Here is a 19242-nt window from a genome sequence, read left to right as displayed (position 1 = left end):
TTAGAAACATTTTCTTTGTTCTTCATCATGAAAAATACTTGACAATTACATTACTTTTTCCGATATTTGTAATAAGTATAAAAATACATGGAAAAGTGAATGAATATTATTGTACAAGAGGTACAAAAAGGAGCAGGTGTTTTGAAAGTCATGGTGAAAGATTCCATTGATATTCAAGGTATGCAAACCATGGCAGGTAGTAAAGCCTTAATGCACAGCCAACCTGCAAGTACAAACGCAGAAGTGGTAAACCGTATTCTCGCTGCAGATTGTCAAATTATCGCGAAAACCAATTTGCATGAACTGGCGTTTGGCATCACAGGGATTAACCATACTTTTGGTACGGCGATTAATCCGAAATATCCTGAACTGATTCCGGGTGGTTCTTCGAGTGGTTCTGCGGCAGCGATTGCGGCTGGTCTGGCAGATTTCAGCTTGGGTACAGACACTGGTGGTTCCATTCGTATGCCAGCAGCATGTTGCGGTGTGTATGGTTTAAAACCCACCTTTGGCCGTGTCAGCCGTGCTGGCGTACATCCCGCAAGCAGTTCACTAGATTGTGTTGGCCCTTTTGCAAATTCAGTTGAAATGCTTGAAAGCGCCATGCAAATCATTGATCCAACCTTTCATGCACAGGCTGAATTAGCACAGGCACCGAAACTGGCGTGGCTCAATGTCTCTGCTGATTCAGCCGTGATTGAGACGATCCAGCATTATCTGACCCAAGCCAATTTGACAGTAACAACTGTAACGGTGGAAGGCTTTGCAGCGGCCTTTGATGCGGGCATGCAGATTATTAATTATGAAAACTGGCAAGCTTACGGTGAGTTGACCCAAACAGGCTTGCTCGGTGCTGACGTCAATGGGCGTTTATTAAAAGCCGCTGACACCACCTTAGCCCAAGTCAAACAGGCAGAACAGGTTAAAGCAGATTTTACCGCTGAGATTGATGCTTTGCTGACCCAATACGATGCCTTGATTTTACCGACTTTACCGCAGCTACCGCCTAAGGTTGCTGATGCTGAGAATACCGTGGCTTTTTTAAATCTTACTGGTCTGGTTCGACCATTTAATCTTTCTGGGCATCCTGCGATTTCAGTACCACTAGAAACTGAACAAGGTCTGCCAGTGGGTTTGCAAATTGTGGCGAAACGGAATGCGGATGAATATTTGTGTGCGATTGCGAAATATATCGTGAAAGCTGCGCAATAAATGACAAGGAATTAGGGAATGAATCATTTAGCGACAAAGGAATTTGTAATGGATAGCAAGACAACGGAATTAGAGCGCTTGTGTCAAGAAATTCGTGAACGTGCCTGCACAGGGGAGTTCGATAATCAGGCCTATGTCAGTCAGGACATCATCGACAAACTCAAACAGATTGGTGTTTACCGTGCTTTGGTGCCGAAACGTTTTGGCGGCAATGAATGGTCACCGAAACAGTTTTGCGAATTGATCGAGCAATTGTCTAAGGCTGATGGCTCAGTTGGTTGGGTGGCAAGTTTTGGTATGAGTCCAGCATATTTGGGCAGTTTGCCAGAAGCAACGCTTGAGCAACTGTATAAAGACAGTCCAGACATCGTGTTTGCAGGTGGCATTTTCCCTCCACAACCCGCTGAAATTACCGATGCAGGCGTGGTGGTGAGTGGACGCTGGAAGTTTTCCAGTGGTTGTATGGGCGCAGATATTGTCGGTGTCGGGATTTCACCACAAAAGGACAACGAAGCCCAAGGTTTACCGCGCATGGCGGTGATGCCAGCCAACAAAGCTCAAATTGATATGACGTGGGACACGGTCGGTCTGAAAGGTACAGGCAGCCACGATTTGGTGGTAAAAGATGTGCTGGTTGCGAAGGAATGGACTTTTGTCCGTGGTGAACCTTCAAAACTACCTGAGCCATTTTTTAAATATCCATCTTTATCTTTAGCCACTCAAGTCTTAACCGTGGTAGGGATTGGTGTTGCTGCCGCAGCGATCGAAGAATTTCAAAAACTGGCACCGGGCAAGTCTTCAATTACTGGTGGTGCGGAAATTGCCAGCCGACCTGTAACCCAATATGAATTTGCCCAAGTCGAAGCTGAGTTTAAGGCTGCACGTGTGTGGTTCTACGACACCATGCAGATTGTCTGGAATGAAGTGGTTGCAGGGCGTACGCCAACTGCAGAACAAATCAGTGACATGCGTTTGTCTTGTACCCATGTGGCACGAGTTTGTGCCCGTGTCACTCGCAAAATCCAGATGCTGGCAGGCATGACCGCGATTTATACCCATAACCCGTTTAGCCGCTTTGTCAATGACACCAATGTGGTGACACAGCATGCCTTTATGGGTGATGCCACTTTGCAAAATGCAGGTTTGGTCAGCTTTGGCATGAAACCAGCACCCGGTTATTTATAAGTCTGATTGGATTAAAAATTGGAATGGCAAGGATGAGTGACATGAATGCGCAAATGGATTTAAAGGCGGTATTACAACGTCTACAACAGCTTGAAGCCCAAAATACGATCCGTAACTGTATCAATCGTTATATGGAAATTTGTGATGCCTTGAATGCCGATACTGACCTGAATGAATTAATGGATTTATTTGATCAGGATAGCATTTGGGAAGGGATTGGCGAGAAATATGCTCAGTCTTTTGGTCGCTATGCGTCTTGGCAAGCCATTTATGACATGTTCAAAAGCTATACCCAAAAGCAGTCGCATTTTGTCATGAATGCGCATTTTGTCAGTTCAGAACAAATTTATATCGAAGCGGATCAAGCCAATGCCAGTTGGTTGATGTTGCAGACTTCAACTTTTCGTGATGGGCGTAGCCATTTAAATGCCGCCAAACTCACGGTGCAGTTTAAACAGCAACAGGATGGACGTTGGAAGATTAAACATTTTCAGACTGAAAATATTTTCAGTCGCCCCGTATCTCACTGGGACAGCACAGCCACATTGCCAGTGCCGTCTCAGCAATAACCAATGGATAGACCGAAAAGGATCGTGGATATGAACAGTATTATTCCAATGCAGAATATTGAAATGGATTACAACGAATTGGTGCAAAGTGATCGTGCCCATACCTCATTGTATAAAGACGAAAAAATCTTTGAAGATGAGATGGAAAAGATTTATTACAGCACTTGGGTCTGGGTGGCGCATGCCAGTGAAATCCCAGATGCAGGCAGCTATAAAACCATCAATATTGGTAAACAACCTGTTGTAGTGGTGCGGGATCGTAAGAAAAAAGTCCATGTCTTACTCAATCGTTGTCGTCATCGTGCTGCAACAGTCTGTGAACATAAAAAAGGTAAAACTAACAGTTTTGTTTGTCCATACCATGGTTGGAGCTATGCATTAGATGGTTCATTACGTGGTGTGCCTTCACCTGAAAGCTATGGCGAATGTTTGGATAAATCAGAGTTTCCATTGATTAGCCTGCGCGTTGAAGAATACAACGGCATGATTTTCGCCACTTTTAAACAGGACATTGAACCTTTAGAAGATTTCTTGGGTGCTGCGAAAAAATGGATCGACTTGTTTATGAAACAAGGTGCAGGTTACCCAATTAAAGTCTTGGGCGAGCATCGTTTCCGTTTTCCGGGTAACTGGAAAATCCAATTGGAAAATACGACCGATGCTTACCACTTCCCATTGGTGCACAAGTCATTCTTAAGTTCAGTCGATGAAAAAACTGAAGAACTGTTTAACTTTGAAAATCAGCCGGGTTATGTCGAAGACCTAGGTAATGGTCACAGTGTCATGGTGATGATTCCTGAACTGGTTGATCTGGATGAAGAGTTGATGGAGCGTCCGATTCAGGAACGTTTTGAAGAGTTGGCGCAAGCTTTACGTGATGAAGGACATGAAGAACTGGAAGTGCGCCGTATTGTGCGTGCGGTGGGTGGTTCTGGATTTAACCTGAATCTGTTCCCGAACATTGCCTGTTCAATGGCGTTCTTCCGCGTGATGCAACCAATTTCTGTCAATGAAACTGAAATTCACCATTCCGTAATTACCATGGATGGTGGCCCACAAATTGCCAACCAGTATCGTTTACGTTTGCATGAACATTTCCAAGGTCCATTTGGCTTCGGTACGCCAGATGATTCGGAAGCGTGGGAGCGTGTACAGCATGGTGCCAATGCAGGCAATGACCTGTGGATCATGCTGAATCGTGGTCTGCCAGGCGAAGTTAAAACTGAAGATGGCTTAAAGAGTGATGTCAGTGCTGAAACAGGGATGCGCGCTGCCTATCAGCAGTGGAAAAAGATGATGACGGCTTAAGGAGAGCACCATGAAAATTGATTTAAATTTATTGAATGAAGTGACTGCTTTTATCTGGGCAGAAGCCGATATGCTGGACCATTCTGAGCATGATACGTGGCTAGATCTGTGGAATGAAAAAGGCGTGTATATCATCCCGATCGATCCGAAATTGACCGATTATGAAAATAATTTGAACTATGCATATGACGATCATCATATGCGTAAGTTACGGGTACAGCGTCTGGAAAATGGTGAGGCGATTTCAACTGCACCCAAAGCCAATACCGTGCGTAGTGTTTCGCGTATCCGCATCGTCAAAGATCAAGAGGGTGAAATCATTTTGCGTTGTGCACAGAACTTGCGTGAATTCCGTAAAGAAAATCTGAAACATTATACCGCTGATGTGACTTTTCATTTGGTTCGTGATGCGGAACAAGGCTTTAAGATCAATCGCAAAATTATCAATTTAGTTAACTCAACCGATACCTTGGCAGGTATCAGCTACATTCTCTAGGAGTGAAAAAATGAAACAGGTTGTTTTAGTCACAGGTGCCGCTTCTGGTTTAGGGAATGTCATTGCCGAATATTTTGCAGCGCAAGGGCATCAGGTGATTCTTTCTGCCAGTACTTTAGAGAAAGCAGAGCAAGCCAAAGCACGTAGTCCGCATGCACAGAATCTATTTCCACTGAAACTGGATATTTCGGTTGAAGCCGATTTTCATGCTGCAGTGCAGTGGATTCAGCAGACATTCTCAAAACTGGATGTGTTAATCAACAATGCCACCATGACCAAAGCAACGCCTGTTTTAGAGATTAGCGCGGCGGATTTTGACATGATCACGCAAGTGAATCAGCGCGGCACGTTCCAGTCTTGCCAGATCATTGGCAAATATATGGCAGCGCAAGGTTATGGCCGTATCGTCAATATGGCATCGTTGGCAGGGCAAAATGGCGGTACTGCCACTGGCGCACATTATGCGTCTACCAAAGGCGCCATTATTACCCTAACCAAAATCTTTGCTAAAGAGTTTGCAGCCAAAGGGGTGACGGTGAATGCGATTGCACCTGGGCCAATGGAATCACCGATTGTGCATAGCGTGGTGTCTGACGAAAAAATGGCGCAATTTATTCAAAATATCCCCGTCAAGGCATTAGGCAGCATGGAATTTATTGCCGAGACCTGTGCGCTACTAGCCAGTCCAAGTGCAGCTTTTGTGACAGGGGCAACATGGGATATTAACGGTGGATTATTTATGCGTTAAGCCTTCGGCAAGATGCATATCAGGGAGAGAAATCATGACGATACTGTATAACGTGGTGGTAAAAAACCGTCATGTCGAAGGTGGGAATGTTGCAGTCATGGAGTTTGAATCTGCAAATTCGACCGTATTACCCAAAATTGAAGCAGGTGCGCATATTGATGTGCACCTGCCGAATGGCATGGTGCGTCAGTACTCATTGTGTCAGAACCCGAATGATGTGGGGAAGTTTAGACTCGGCATTCTACGTGATCCCGAATCACGTGGCGGTTCAGTGTCGGCCTTTGATGAGTTAAAGGATGGCATGCAGATTCAGGTCAGTGAACCGAAGAACCTGTTTCCTTTAGTGAAATCCAAACATGCGGTACTGGTGGGTGGGGGGATCGGAATTACCCCCCTAATTACCATGGCTTATCAGTTGGCACAGGAAGGTACTTCTTTTGAATTGCATTACTGCGGCGCAAGCCCAGAACGCTGTGCTTTTGTCGATGAAATTAAACATGGCATCTTGGCACCTTTCACGACCTTTCATTTTAAATCGGAAGGGGCGAGTCACCGAGAGTTTTTCCAATCCGCCATTCAAGACATTGATCAAGACAGCCATATTTATACCTGTGGCCCGAATGGATTTATGGATTGGGTGATCAATTTAGCTCTGACACAGAATTTCCCTGAACAGCAGATTCATAAGGAATACTTTCAGGTTGAAGTTGAAACAGGTGGTGATGCATTTGAAGTCGTGGCACAGCAAAGTGGCAAGATCATTATGGTCAATGCAGAAGAAACCATTTTGCAGGCCTTGGCACGTGAAGGTATTGAGATCGAAATGTCATGTGAACAGGGTGTTTGCGGGACCTGTATGTGCGATGTGATCGAGGGTGAACCTGATCATCGCGACGTGTATTTTACCGATGAAGAAAAAGCCAGTAATGAGCAGATATTGGTGTGCTGTTCACGTTCTAAGTCAGCACGATTGGTATTGGATATTTAAGCGATTTAATCAGGATAAATTGGCCAGAAACAGGATAAAAGATTCAGGAGAGAATAATGAATTCACTAAAATCAATGGATGAAATCACAATAGATCCAATGCAGTTCAGACGTGCTTTGGGAAATTTTGCAACTGGTGTCACTATTGTGACCGCGCAAAATGAACAAGGTGAAAAGGTGGGCGTGACTGCCAATAGTTTTAATTCAGTGTCGCTAGATCCACCGCTGATTTTATGGAGTATTGATAAAAACTCATCCAGTTTCCCTGTATTTGAGCAGGCTTCACATTTTGCCGTGAATATTCTATCGGGTTCGCAGATCGAGTTATCCAATAAATTTTCACGCCGTAATATCGATAAATATGAAGGTACCAGTTATCAGACGGGTTCGGGTCAAGCACCCATTTTAGACCATTGTTCTGCAGTGTTTGAATGTGAACGCCATGACATTATTGAAGGTGGGGATCATTGGATTATTATTGGTAAAGTGGTACGTTTCCGTGATGAAGGACGCAGTCCGCTGGTGTATCACCAAGGGGCTTATTCGGGCGTGATTCCACATCCGTTATTGCAGTTAAAAGACACCGTTGAAGCTGAAGATATTGGTGAAATGCATCAAGGGCATTTATATAGCAATGTCTGTTATCTCATGAGTCGGGCTTTTAAATTTTATCAAACTGATTATATTCCTAAGCAGCTAGTGACAGGATTCCGCACCAGTGAAGCACGTTTATTGTTGGTATTGGGCAGTGGTACTGCGTCGAATAAATCAGATTTGCCGCGTGATATTGCCATGCCGATGCGTGAAGTGGAGCAGGCAGCGACCATTCTGAAAAAAGATGGTTTGCTGATTGAGAGTGATGGCTTTTTTAAACTCACCGAAAAAGGCAAGAAAACTGCGCATTACCTATTTGATATCGCGGATAGCCATCAAAATGAGGTGTTTGAAAAATATTCGGATGAGCAAAAGGAGACCTTTATCACCATGCTAAGAGACTTTGCTGGTGTAGCATAAGCTGGGTGAAGCTGATAAATTAAATTGATTTATCAGCTGCTTTATTGCTCGTTGATTATAATCAAAAAAGAATTCCAAGGATGAGGAATTTTTGGCACGCAACTTGTTTATTGATCAAACATGATTGCATATAAGCCAAAACAGAGCACCAGTGCTAAAGAACAAACTTTAGCAATTGTGCAGCACAGGGAGCGAAGGGATGAACCAATATGTGAGTGATGCACTGTTAACGTGGACGCATCATATCAAGAATGTGTGCGGTAATTTTGAAACAGATTTTGATGGGACACGACATTTATTTATTGGTGAAGTGCAATGCTTTTTACTGGGTGATACCGAGATTGCCTTTATTAAAAATAATGCCAATAAAATCGTCCGAAAGGCGGATGAAATCGATCGAGTTAATAATCGTTTCTGTTTTTTGATTTTGCAGAATTCGGGCAAAATGCTGCTGCAATATAAAAATGAAACTTTGACCTTAAATGAGGGTGATATTGTCTTGGTTGATCCCGTCGAAACCATTTCGATGTTTCCACAAGGTTTAGTCAGTCAAATTTCAGTGCATCTGTCACGGGAAAAGTTGCTGAAAGAGAATATTAGTTCTGAATATTTTGGTAAGTTGATCACCCAAAATATGAGTGGTTTTCTGCTGAAGAATATTTTGAAAAATATGTCGCCTGAAAATATCAAGCTTTGGTATGCATCGGAAGATGGCAATGCCTTTGAAGATGCGTTGATTGCCCTCATCAAACCGACCATTAATTATAAAAATATCAATAATAATCAGAATCATCTTTTGGAAAAAGCAGAGCGCTATATTATTGAAAATCTGACAAAACCTGATCTCTCTCCCAAGTTGATTGCCGCACATATCGGGGTATCGTTACGGCATTTGTATCGATTATTTGTGCAAGAAAATTTATCGATTAATAAATACATACAGATCAAACGACTAGAGAAGGTCAAAACAGATCTGCTGGATAAAAGAAACAAGCAGAGTTCGATCACTCAAATCGCGCTGAAATGGGGCTTTTGGGATGGTGCTCATTTTTCAAAGATCTTCAAAAAAACCTATGGCATCTCTCCGAAAGAATTTAGAGAAACGATGTTGGCTTAAACATTTTAGATGTCATTTTTAGACAAGTTCCGCGTCATTCTTGGACAAGCTAGACCCATGTAACTGTGTTGAAATTAAACCAATAAGGGAAGATTAAAGCGCTTCAATAGACTTGAAATATGAAGTTGATTTTAGCCGCTACACACAGAGCAAAGAGCATTTTAACGATCTGATACAGATCGCTCAGGGATAGATGAAAAAGGATCAACGTGATGCGTAAACAAAGATTATTCAAAGAGATACAAAAAATACTGGCGCTTAACCTATCCATCGCTGCGAGTTTGTGTGCTGTTCACAGCACCGCTTATGCACATGGTGAGGCTGCCGAATTGGTGCCACTGTATCAAAACATGACTGAGCAGGGTGCCAAAGTAGTTAAAGATGATTTCACCAATAGCTATACCATCTCCAAAGGTTCTATTGTGGTCAGAGCCAAGCCCAATTCAGATCAGGTTTTGGTGAATGGAAAACCATTAAAGCTGAGTGTTCCTGTATTAATCAAAGACGGTAAACCTGTTATTGGGAAAGACTTTTTCAATGAAGTGTTTCAGTCGGGATTAGACCAGACCTTTAAAATTGAAAATACCTTTCATCCCCTCAATAGCTTAAATACGGCAGAAATTAAAAAGACCTTTGACGTCATTAATCGCTCAAAATATGCCTATAAAAATATGCGTTTTGCCGAGTTGAAGCTGAAAGAGCCAGAAAAGGCCAAAGTATGGGATTTCTTTATTAATCATAAAGAGTATAAAGATGACCGTGTGGCGTCATTCATTTTATTGAAAGGCAATCAGGCGATTGAAGGTGAAGTGAACCTGACGACGCAACAGGTTAGCAAATGGAATGTATTGAAAGACATGCATGGCATGGTGTTACTGGATAACTTTGAGACGGTTCAGCGTGTGATTGAGGCCAGCAAAGAATATCAGGACGCTTTACGCAAACGTGGCATTACTGATGTCAAAAAAGTGATTACCAATCCTCTAACTGTCGGCTATTTTGGTGGGAAAGATGGCTTGGATAAACAGCTTAACGTCTTAAAAGTGGTGTCTTATCTGGATACGGGAGACGGTAACTATTGGGCGCATCCGATTGAAAACCTTGTCGCAGTAGTGGATTTAGACAAAGAAAAAATTATTAAAATTGAAGAAGGGGCAATGATTCCTGTTCCAATGGTAGATCGTCCTTATGCCACCAAAAATACCAAACCACCTAAAATTAAGCCGCTCAATATAAGTGAGCCTGAAGGCAAAAACTTTACCATTACAGGACAAACCATACATTGGGGGAATTGGTGTTTCCATGTCGCACTAGACTCTCGTGTGGGCCTGCAACTTTCAACCGTGACATACAAAGATAAAGGCGTAAAACGCAAGGTTATGTATGAAGGTAATCTGGGCGGGATGGTAGTTCCGTATGGTGATCCAGATATGGGTTGGTACTTTAAATCTTATCTAGACTCAGGTGAGTATGGGATGGGAACACTCACATCAGCCATTCAACTGGGGACTGATGCACCAGAAAATGCAGTCTTACTGGATGCGGTCATTGCTGACTATAAAGGCCAGCCACAAGTGATTCCAAATGCAATCGCCATCTTTGAGCGTTATGCAGGACCTGAGTACAAACACCAAGAAATTTTTGGTGATCAGGATGCTAGCGAAGCGCGTCGTGAACTTGTGGTGCGCTGGATTAGTACGGTGGGTAACTACGATTATATGTTCGACTGGGTATTTGCCCAAAATGGCGTGATTGGCATTAATGCGGGTGCGACAGGAATTGAAGCGGTTAAAGGCGTTAAATCACGCACTATGCATGACAGTACCGCCAAAGAAGACACTAAATATGGCACCTTGATTGACCATAATATTGTGGGTACAACCCACCAACACATCTATAACTTCCGCTTAGACATGGATGTAGATGGGGAAAACAACAGCTTTATGCACATGGACCCTGTGGTCAAGGCTAATGATCGAGGGGGCGTGCGTACAAGCACGATGCAAATTGACAGTAAAGTGATTAGCAATGAGCAAAACGCGGCTGAAAAATTTGATCCTTCTACTATTCGTTTACTCACCAATTTCAACAAGGAAAATAAATTAGGTAATCCTGTTTCTTACCAATTGATTCCATTTGCAGGTGGAACACACCCTGTGGCGAAAGGAGCCAATTTTGCCCCAGATGAATGGCTATTCAAACGCCTTAATTTTATGGATAAACAAATTTGGGTGACACAATACAAGCCAGATGAACGTTATCCTGAAGGGAAATATTCGAACCGTTCAACCCATGATACGGGTTTAGGTCAGTTTATTCAGAACAATGAAAATATTGAAAATAAAGACCTTGTGGTGTGGATGACCACAGGAACCACCCATGTGGCACGTGCCGAAGAATGGCCAATCATGCCGACGGAGTGGGTCTATACCTTGATCAAGCCTTGGAACTTCTTTGATAACACCCCGACCTTGAATTTGGGTGATGAACAGGAACACGCCCAACACTAAAACGCAGATCAAGTGACATGGGTAATCCAAGATTACCCAGATCTGAGCGTCCAGCAGTCCGCTGACAAAAAAGGAATTTTGTATGAAAACCCTACTTTCTCAAGTTATGAGAGGGACTCTCTTTGTCTCATTTTTTTCAACTGTGCATGCAAGTGAGCTAGAAATTAAACCGACTTTTGAAGCAACTTTTGGGGCTTTTAGTAGCGGTAAAAGCTATAACGGCGAAAACCTAGAGGATGAAAGAATCAATTGGCAAGAAGGTCACCTTAAATATGGCGCTAAGGGGCAATATACCTTCAAAAACAATCAGCTCTATGCAAGTTTGAGCGGTATTAGCTCGGCAACATTTGGCGATGGTGACGCAGGCCAAAATAGTAATGGCAAAGAGCGCAAAACAGATGTGAATGAATGGATCATTGGTTTTAAAGACGGCACTAATAAAGATGAATTAACGACCTATGATTTAAGTATTGGTCGACAAAATATCATGATTGGTGATGGTTTTTTCATTGCCGGAGATGCATTAAATCTGGGTAAAGCACCTGCGGATGGGGCACTCGATCGAGGTGGGGCTTACTATCTGGCAGCACGACGCAGCTTTGATTTTAGCAGTCTGCTTCAATACAAACCGCAACAAGATACAACGCTAAAACTGGCGTATTTAAAGTCGAATAACAAAGCACAATTTTCATCAGAACTGTTTGTGACGGATCTGATTTATCAACTCAAAGATAAAGGCATCGGTTTTACTTATTTAGATGTATTAGACCTTGATGATGCTGAGCAAGTTTCAGGGCGCGAAGATCTTAAAAATTATGCTTTACGCTTGAATTATCAACCTTTACCAGAGCTACAAGTTAAAACTGAGTTTGTGGTGCAAGATAAAAAAGATGGTCAAGAAAATGCCGGCTATTTAGCACTGAACTATAACTTTTTATCTTCAAAATATACGCCCTCATTAGGCTACCGTTTTAGCCATTTTTCCGACCAATACGACCCCATGTTTTACGGCAATACGGTGGGATTTGGGACATGGTTTCAGGGAGAAGTTGCTGGAAACTATGCAGGACCCTTCAATAAAAATGCCGATATTCATCAAGTCTCTTACATGATGAATTTAAAAGAAAATTTTATGTTGGGTGCTTTGGCTTATAAGTTTCAAACCGTAAATAAGGCATTGGCAAATGTCGATGGGCATGAGCTGGATGTATTTTCAGTTTGGTCAGTCAATAACAATCTCACCGTTATTCCGCTGATCGGACTGTATAAGCCAAAGCACGATATCCATAGTGGTGGTACTCAAAATTACGATGATAAGACCAATGTGTATGCCCAGTTGATTCTGCAATACATCTATTAATTGGTTCTAAAGTGATTTAAGGAAAAGAAAATGAGTGAAGTTCAGATTTTACAAAGCGTACAGCAATTTATGGCACGTCAACATGGACATTTTATTGATGGAAAATTAGTTGCTGCCGAGCATTTAGATAAAGTGGATATTGTAAATCCATCGACGGAACAAGTTGTTGCTCAAATTAGTATAGGTAGTCAACAAGATGTCGAAAATGCGGTGAAAAGTGCGGAACATGCTTTTCAAAATGCTTGGGCTGAAACGACACCGTATCAGCGTGGCGTTAAACTGAATAAACTGGCAGATTTAATTGAGCAACATGCTGAGGAACTAGCACAGCTCGAGTCGTTGTCTACCGGAAAACTCATTAATATTTCCCGCCATCTTGAAGTCGCACAATCTGTTATTTTCTTAAGATATTTTGCGGGTTGGGCAACCAAAATTAATGGTCAAACCATGCAACCTTCTATTCCTTCTATGCAAGGTGAAAAATATACGGCCTTTACTTTAAGACAACCGATTGGTGTGGTTGCAGGGATTGTGCCTTGGAATTTTTCACTGATGATTGGTGTGTGGAAAATTGGTTCAGCGTTAACAACTGGTTGCAGCATTGTGCTTAAACCAAGTGAGTTTGCCAGCTTATCTTTATTACGTTTAGCTGAACTTGCCATTGAAGCAGGGATTCCAGCTGGTGTGATTAATGTGGTGACTGGTAAGGGCGATACAGGTCAATATTTAATTGAGTCTCCGCTGGTTAAGAAAGTCTCATTTACAGGTTCAGTTCCGACTGGCATTGCGATTGGTAAACTTGCGATGAGCAGCGATTTAACCCGTGTCAGTCTGGAGTTGGGCGGTAAAAATGCCATTGCTGTTTTGGCCGATGCAAATATTGATGAGATTTTACCAACTTTGATGCAAGCAACTTTTGTGCATCAAGGTCAAGTTTGTGCATCCCCAGAGCGTTTTTTTGTACACCGTACAAAATATGATGAACTGGTCGAGAAACTCTCTAAAGCACTTGCTAGTTTCAAAATTGGATCGGCTATGGATGAAGGAAGTATGTTTGGTCCGCTCTCTAATCAGCCACATTTTCATAAAGTAAAACATTATTTAGAAATGGCAAAAGCCAACAACCAGATTATTGCAGGGGGAGAGGCTTTAGATCAGACAGGATATTTTGTACAGCCGACTTTAATTTCCTTTAAAAATACGGATGATCCTTTATTTTCAGAAGAAACTTTTGGACCTGTGGTTGGCGTAATGCCATTCGACACTGATGAAGAACTTATTCAGTTGATGAATCAGTCACGCTTTGGTTTAACCGCAAGTATTTGGACAAATGATTTATCTAAAGCTTTGCGGTTAATTCCGAAAATTGAAGCAGGGACTTTATGGGTCAATATGCATACATTCTTAGATCCATCTGTTCCATTCGGTGGGGTGAAAGCGTCAGGAATTGGCAGAGAATTTTCAGATGCATTTATTGAAGATTACACTGAATTAAAATCGGTCATGATTCGATATTAAGTGATGAACGAGGTTTGTTATTTGAGACATAATAAACCTCGTTTTTAAAAGATAAATTGGACTAAAAGTTAGTAAGTTAAAGTGATACTTCGTTGTGTTGCTTGATCGATTTGCTTTGGGCTCACCGCATCATCTTTACATTTATAACTTTCAAATAAAGGCAGTTGATCTGCAAAATGAGCATCAGTTTTTCCATTTTGGTTGATAAAGCCACTTTGTCCTGGTGCCAAAATCGAACACATGGTGACTTGATTTGGATTTAACACCACTCTAAACGTAGCACTTCCTGTATTGCCATAAGTACTGAGCTGTTGTTCATGTGATGGATCAGCCCATGGAATACCGACTGAATTTTTGCTGGAAAAGCCCATCGTTGCTACCGGAATTTTCCAGTCATTCGGGTCAGTAGAGCGATACTGTTTTGAAAGTTCAGTCAGTGCATTTTCTAAAGCTTTTAAAACAACCTCATCTGCTGTTTGTCCTTTTAAGAAATCAATATTTTGTGGAACACTTGCCTGTTTACCTTGAAGAGCATTCCAGATTAATTTTGAGGCGCTGGCTGGCTGGGCACTACGTGGATCATTATTGACTGGATAAAGCGTATCGGTATAACGCTGATAAATACTTTCTGATAAGTTCGGTTTTAATACCAAGATAATCATCTGATTCAGCCATGCACGCATAATCGCTGGCGCTGCACCCTGATAATATTTCCCTTCACGATCTGGGCGTAATTTTAGATCCCATTCTGCCAATAGCAGTGCGACTTTTTTAGTTTGGGCCGAAGCTTTATCACTTTGTGCGGCTTTGATCATAGAGGGAATAAAATAGCGCGCATTTAGATCTGACCAAGCACCTGTTTTATTGATGTCCCAAATCTCTTGTTGGCTTAACTTTGGTTTGCTTTCCAATGGTTCGATCAGTTCATTGACACGATCAACATATGAGAAATTCGAAGAGTCAGAACGTAACCCTGCATACGCTTTATTGTTCCAACTGCTGATATAACCTTTTTCAGGATTATATTGTTTTGGATTCTGCGAGAAATCGTAGAAACCTTGCCATTCCATTGAACCATCGCCAAGTGCAGGAAGTTGAATATGCTGGTTTTCAGGGCGAATAGGTAAACGACCCAACGCAGCGACCCCGATATTATTCTTGGTATCGGCATAGAACCAAGTAATAGAGGCTGCGACACGTTTGGCTTGAGCAAGGAACTCTTCCCAATTGCTGGCCTTGGCTGCATTGGCCCAGCCTAACAAGGTTTCAATTTCTACACCTTCCCAGCTACGTTTTTGAGCATAGGCGGTGTGATTTTTTTCATCCCATGTGCTGACAAAGCCTTGTTTGCTCTTATAAACATCTAAAATATGGTCCGCCTGATTCTTAACTTTTATTTTTACTTGCTTGTGCTCAAATGGAATATAAGTGCCTTTGTATAAATATTCTTTTGAATTACTTGGGTTTAGATTGAGTTGGTAAACATCGTTAGTATCGAGTGAGCCTACCGTAGAACCCCATGCGATTTTGCCATTGGTGCCAAATAAAATTGCAGGTAAACCGACAGGAGTAATACCTGTTAGGTCATAGCCAGCGCCGTGCAGGCAAATTGCATAGGTGATGGCAGGGGTATACCAGCCTTGTTGGGGGCCATTATATAAAACAGTCTGGCCCTCAATGGTCTTATCTCCTTTTACTACCCAAGCATTGCTGGCTGTTGGAACACCATAAATCACGCTTTTACCCAGTGCAATACGTGCTTGTGCCAAATATTTTTCTGCTGCCTGATTGGAGATAGGCAACATCTTTTTTGAAATCGCGTGCTGTCGTGCTGAAAGTTGTGCTGCTTGTTCGGACTGAATAATTGTTGGCGCTTTGGGATCATCTAGCCAACGTAATTGTTGATAGACTTTAAGACCCTCAGCTTGACCTTTTTCTTTTTGTAGTTGAGTGAGCAAGTCTAAGTTTGAAACTTCTAAACTTGCTGAAAAGAAGCGATTGAGAATGAGGCCGACCCAAACCATTGCTATGTCTTCTGTTTCCCAGCTTGAGGGTTTAAATCCATAATCAACAAATTCTTTTGGCATGAGTGCTGGATTGGCTAAAACTTCTTTGATGCGTTTATTGAAACCTGCCGCATAACCTTCAAAAATTGCACGGTCTTCAGGAGAGAGTCGCGCAATTTGTTGTCTGATATTTTCTGGATCAAAACGACTATGTGTTGCAATGTCATACTGTAAATAGTCTGGTCCCAGCACTTCGGCGACCGTACCTTGGCCTGTACGTTTTGACATCTCCATTTGAAATAAGCGATCTGTTGCCACTGCATACCCATAGCCATAAAAAAGACCAAAGGTGTCATTTGCATAAACATGTGGTGTACCAAAACTATCTCTTTTAATGGTGATCTGTTTTGAGATAGGGGGTGTTTCTACACTTGAAGATGAATTACATCCGATAAGTAAGGCACAACTTAGTCCTAAAATTCCATTTTTAAACAGCGTATGTTGATAGATGGGTTCATGATTTTTCAATTGTAGATATCCTTATTTTTACTATGATTTAAGTGTGAATAATTTGAAAATCTTCTTTCTGATACTAAAATGATTCACGCGTGAACATGCCTTGTTCATTATTTGAAATTATGATGATTTATCTATGTAATTTTCCATTACCTTGTGGGTATATCTTTATACTTTATGAGCGTTTTACTTATAGTCATCGTCAGTGGAATGGTCGTGCTTTTATGCTGTCGATAATATAAAGTCTTGTATCAACAAGACTTTATATGAAGGAAAATGATTGTACTGACTTTAGAAATCGAAAGTGGTGGAGAGTAATAGCGTTCTGGGCGTACTGATAGTCATATAGCTACTCGGATTGGCTTCCCAATATGCTTTATTAAATACATTATTTAAATTGGCTTGTAAGGTAACAGGGATTTTCCCTATTTTAGTTTGATAGCGTCCGCCAAAATCAAAACGTGTCCAGTCTGGTACAGACTGACTATTATCTGCACTCACGTAAGCTTGTGCATTATGTATCATCCGCCCTGTAAGTGTGATTCGTGGGTTAAATGGTGTATCCCATTCTAGGCCCAAGTTGCTTAGAAATTGTGGTACTCCAACAGCATGATGATTGTCATTGAGTCCATCTTGTGTGCGACGTAGTTTGGCATCTACGAAGCTTAAACCTCCTAGAAAGCGCAGTGTCGGTGTAATATTTCCAAAGCCATTGAGTTCAATTCCCTGATTCTGTTGTTCGCCGTCAAGGCTATATATTTTACTTTCTGGATCGACGATACCTGTGGGTTTACGAATCTGAAAAATTGCGACTGTCCCACCAAAGTTACCTAAATCAAATTTAGTTCCAAGCTCATATTGTTTGGATTTGTAGGGTGCAAATACCTGATTAAAATTTACAGCATCATTTGGTGGTGTTGCTCCAACGGTCAGGGCCTCAATATAGTTTGCATAAAAAGAAAGTTGTTTAAATGGTTTATAGACCAAAGCAAATGAAGGCGTCGTGGTACTTTCATTATAATGATTGCTTCGCTCACCATTGGCCGAAAAGTTACTGGTCTCAACTTGTTGGTGACGTAGTCCAAGGGTGAATTGTAGCTTGTCTTGTGCTGTGGATAAGGTGTCTGCAAATACCACACTTCTTAGCATTGTTTCATTGCTTTTTGCCTTGGGTACCACTGCAATGGGCTGACCTAAGTCATCAACATAAGTCGGATGATAAATATTGGTTAAGTAACTTTCATATCGTGATTGTCCAAACCAGCCTTGTTGACGAAAATGATTAGCAGCTAAAACGAATTGATGCTGAATATTGCCTGTAGATAATTTAATGCGAGTGCCAACTTCTGCTGAAACAGTGCCATTATGACCCTGTTGTAAGTTGGTGTCCGCACGAGTATCACCATTAGGATTTAAGATTGTTAATCCTGGAACTTCTTGTTTGTCATAGTTAAAGTGATTATGTCCAACCGTACCATAGACGAGGGCTGCATCATTGAGTTGATACTCGGCACGACTCAAAAAAGTTAAACTCTCTGCCTGAGAATAATCAGATAAAGCAGATAGATTGGTTTTGGGATTTGGTGCTTTGGGTATATCAATTCCTGCTATTGCAGTCAGGCCTCTTACTGCTCGGCTCATCATATCCTTTTGGTAGATGATATCTGCAGAAAGATTCAAACGATCCGCGTGATAGTCTAAGCCAAAAGAATGTGAACTGTTTCTTGAGTTTTGATGATCAATGCTTGTATCTCCATCACGATATGCGGTATTGAGCCTTAGACCATATTCTTGATTGTCTCCAAAGCGTTGTCCGATATCGGCATGGATACCAAGATGTTGATCAGTGCTGTACGCTGTTGTGAGTTGTCTAAGTGGTTGTTTATCTGCTCGTTTAGTTACAACATTAACATTGCCACCAATCGCACCGAAGGGTGACATGCCATATAAAAATGCACCTGCACCACGAGTCAATTCTATCCGTTCAACGGGATCGACACCTACACGATAAGCAGGGACGAGACCAAATAAGCCATTCAAGGCCATATCATCATTTTCAATACGGAAGCCCCGAATTGTCAGTGCATCATAGCGATTGGTACTGCCTGTGGTTGTACGTACTGAGGCATCTGCAGTGGTCAACGTTTCAGCTACGCTGAGAGCGTGTTGATGACGGATGGCATTGGAACTATAACCGACCTGACTAAAAGGTGAGTCCATATAGTCTTTATTGCCCAAAATCCCCATTTGTGTAATGCGTGCAATTTGCCCACCCGCATAAAGATTAGGTAAATATAAGGAATCTTGTATTGCTGCAACTTGAATTGTGGGGAGGGTAACTTGGGCCTCATTGATATGACTGGGTTTTATGGTTGCTGCAATATCATTGGCGAGCGAGCTGGTCGTACTATGAGCAATAACTAGAAAAAAGCTGAGCTGTTTGATGCTTACCTTTTTATTTTTATGGATTGTTCGTGAGCTGAGAAACAACATATACCGATATCCTGTCCAATGATTAAATAGCTGCTTTTAGCATCGTGGCTAGCAACCACTTCAGTATTGAGCATGGATAAATGTTACGATTTTTTATTGATAATGGTAATTGTTATTATTTTTGTGATTTTATAAAAATTAATATTTACAAATAGTTGGTATATTCGATGAGATAAATATTAACCTATTAAATTATATTTAAT

Annotated in this window: 14 protein-coding genes; 12 read left to right on the top strand and 2 right to left on the bottom strand. The window is 41.8% G+C overall.

Annotation, left to right across the window (positions count from 1 at the left end; genetic code table 11):
* Window positions 1-99: 99 nt before the first annotated feature.
* The 12 genes from GBI66_RS01290 (at window position 100) to GBI66_RS01235 (ending at window position 14024) form a co-directional block, all read left to right on the top strand.
* On the top strand, window positions 100-1212 hold the full coding sequence (locus GBI66_RS01290) for an amidase (protein WP_151714882.1): 1113 nt from the start codon (window positions 100-102) through the stop codon (window positions 1210-1212).
* Window positions 1213-1230: 18 nt separating this feature from the next.
* Window positions 1231-2397 carry an acyl-CoA dehydrogenase family protein gene (locus GBI66_RS01285; protein ID WP_151714881.1) on the top strand — a complete coding sequence of 389 codons (1167 nt, stop codon included), beginning with the start codon at window positions 1231-1233 and terminating at the stop codon, window positions 2395-2397.
* Window positions 2398-2438: 41 nt separating this feature from the next.
* Window positions 2439-2966: a nuclear transport factor 2 family protein gene (locus GBI66_RS01280; protein ID WP_151714880.1), complete on the top strand. Its 528-nt coding sequence runs from the start codon at window positions 2439-2441 to the stop codon at window positions 2964-2966.
* Between the two features lie 30 nt (window positions 2967-2996).
* A complete protein-coding gene (locus GBI66_RS01275; protein WP_151714879.1) occupies window positions 2997-4274 on the top strand; it encodes a Rieske 2Fe-2S domain-containing protein in 1278 nt (425 codons plus the stop codon).
* 10 nt (window positions 4275-4284) lie between these two features.
* Entirely contained in the window at window positions 4285-4770 is a 486-nt protein-coding gene (locus GBI66_RS01270; RefSeq protein WP_005190574.1) for an aromatic-ring-hydroxylating dioxygenase subunit beta, read from the top strand.
* Window positions 4771-4780: 10 nt separating this feature from the next.
* Window positions 4781-5518 carry an SDR family NAD(P)-dependent oxidoreductase gene (locus GBI66_RS01265; protein ID WP_151714878.1) on the top strand — a complete coding sequence of 246 codons (738 nt, stop codon included), beginning with the start codon at window positions 4781-4783 and terminating at the stop codon, window positions 5516-5518.
* A 34-nt stretch (window positions 5519-5552) separates the two neighbouring features.
* Window positions 5553-6506, top strand: a complete 954-nt coding sequence (locus GBI66_RS01260) for a PDR/VanB family oxidoreductase (protein ID WP_151714877.1) — start codon at window positions 5553-5555, stop codon at window positions 6504-6506.
* A gap of 53 nt (window positions 6507-6559) precedes the next feature.
* The gene (locus GBI66_RS01255) at window positions 6560-7519 is read left to right on the top strand and encodes a p-hydroxyphenylacetate 3-hydroxylase reductase component (RefSeq protein ID WP_171494247.1); all 960 of its coding nucleotides are present in this window, start codon (window positions 6560-6562) and stop codon (window positions 7517-7519) included.
* A gap of 199 nt (window positions 7520-7718) precedes the next feature.
* Window positions 7719-8636 (top strand): transcriptional regulator FeaR, encoded by a 918-nt coding sequence (gene feaR / locus GBI66_RS01250; RefSeq protein WP_004805411.1) that lies wholly within the window; start codon window positions 7719-7721, stop codon window positions 8634-8636.
* Window positions 8637-8839: 203 nt separating this feature from the next.
* A complete protein-coding gene (tynA, locus tag GBI66_RS01245) occupies window positions 8840-11146 on the top strand; it encodes a primary-amine oxidase (protein ID WP_171494246.1) in 2307 nt (768 codons plus the stop codon).
* 142 nt (window positions 11147-11288) lie between these two features.
* Window positions 11289-12506, top strand: a complete 1218-nt coding sequence (locus GBI66_RS01240) for a hypothetical protein (RefSeq protein WP_151715000.1) — start codon at window positions 11289-11291, stop codon at window positions 12504-12506.
* Window positions 12507-12536: 30 nt separating this feature from the next.
* Window positions 12537-14024 carry an NAD-dependent phenylacetaldehyde dehydrogenase gene (locus tag GBI66_RS01235; protein WP_151714874.1) on the top strand — a complete coding sequence of 496 codons (1488 nt, stop codon included), beginning with the start codon at window positions 12537-12539 and terminating at the stop codon, window positions 14022-14024.
* A gap of 68 nt (window positions 14025-14092) precedes the next feature.
* Here the strand turns inward: GBI66_RS01235 and GBI66_RS01230 are convergent, their stop codons facing one another.
* Entirely contained in the window at window positions 14093-16558 is a 2466-nt protein-coding gene (locus tag GBI66_RS01230) for a penicillin acylase family protein (RefSeq protein WP_151714873.1), read from the bottom strand.
* A 279-nt stretch (window positions 16559-16837) separates the two neighbouring features.
* On the bottom strand, window positions 16838-19039 hold the full coding sequence (locus GBI66_RS01225; protein ID WP_151714872.1) for a TonB-dependent siderophore receptor: 2202 nt from the start codon (window positions 19037-19039) through the stop codon (window positions 16838-16840).
* Between the last annotated feature and the right edge of the window lie 203 nt (window positions 19040-19242).

It is taken from the genome of Acinetobacter sp. TUM15071 (genome assembly GCF_008980925.1).
Taxonomy (GTDB): Bacteria; Pseudomonadota; Gammaproteobacteria; order Pseudomonadales; family Moraxellaceae; genus Acinetobacter; species Acinetobacter dispersus.
This window is presented reverse-complemented; position numbering and strand designations above follow the sequence as displayed.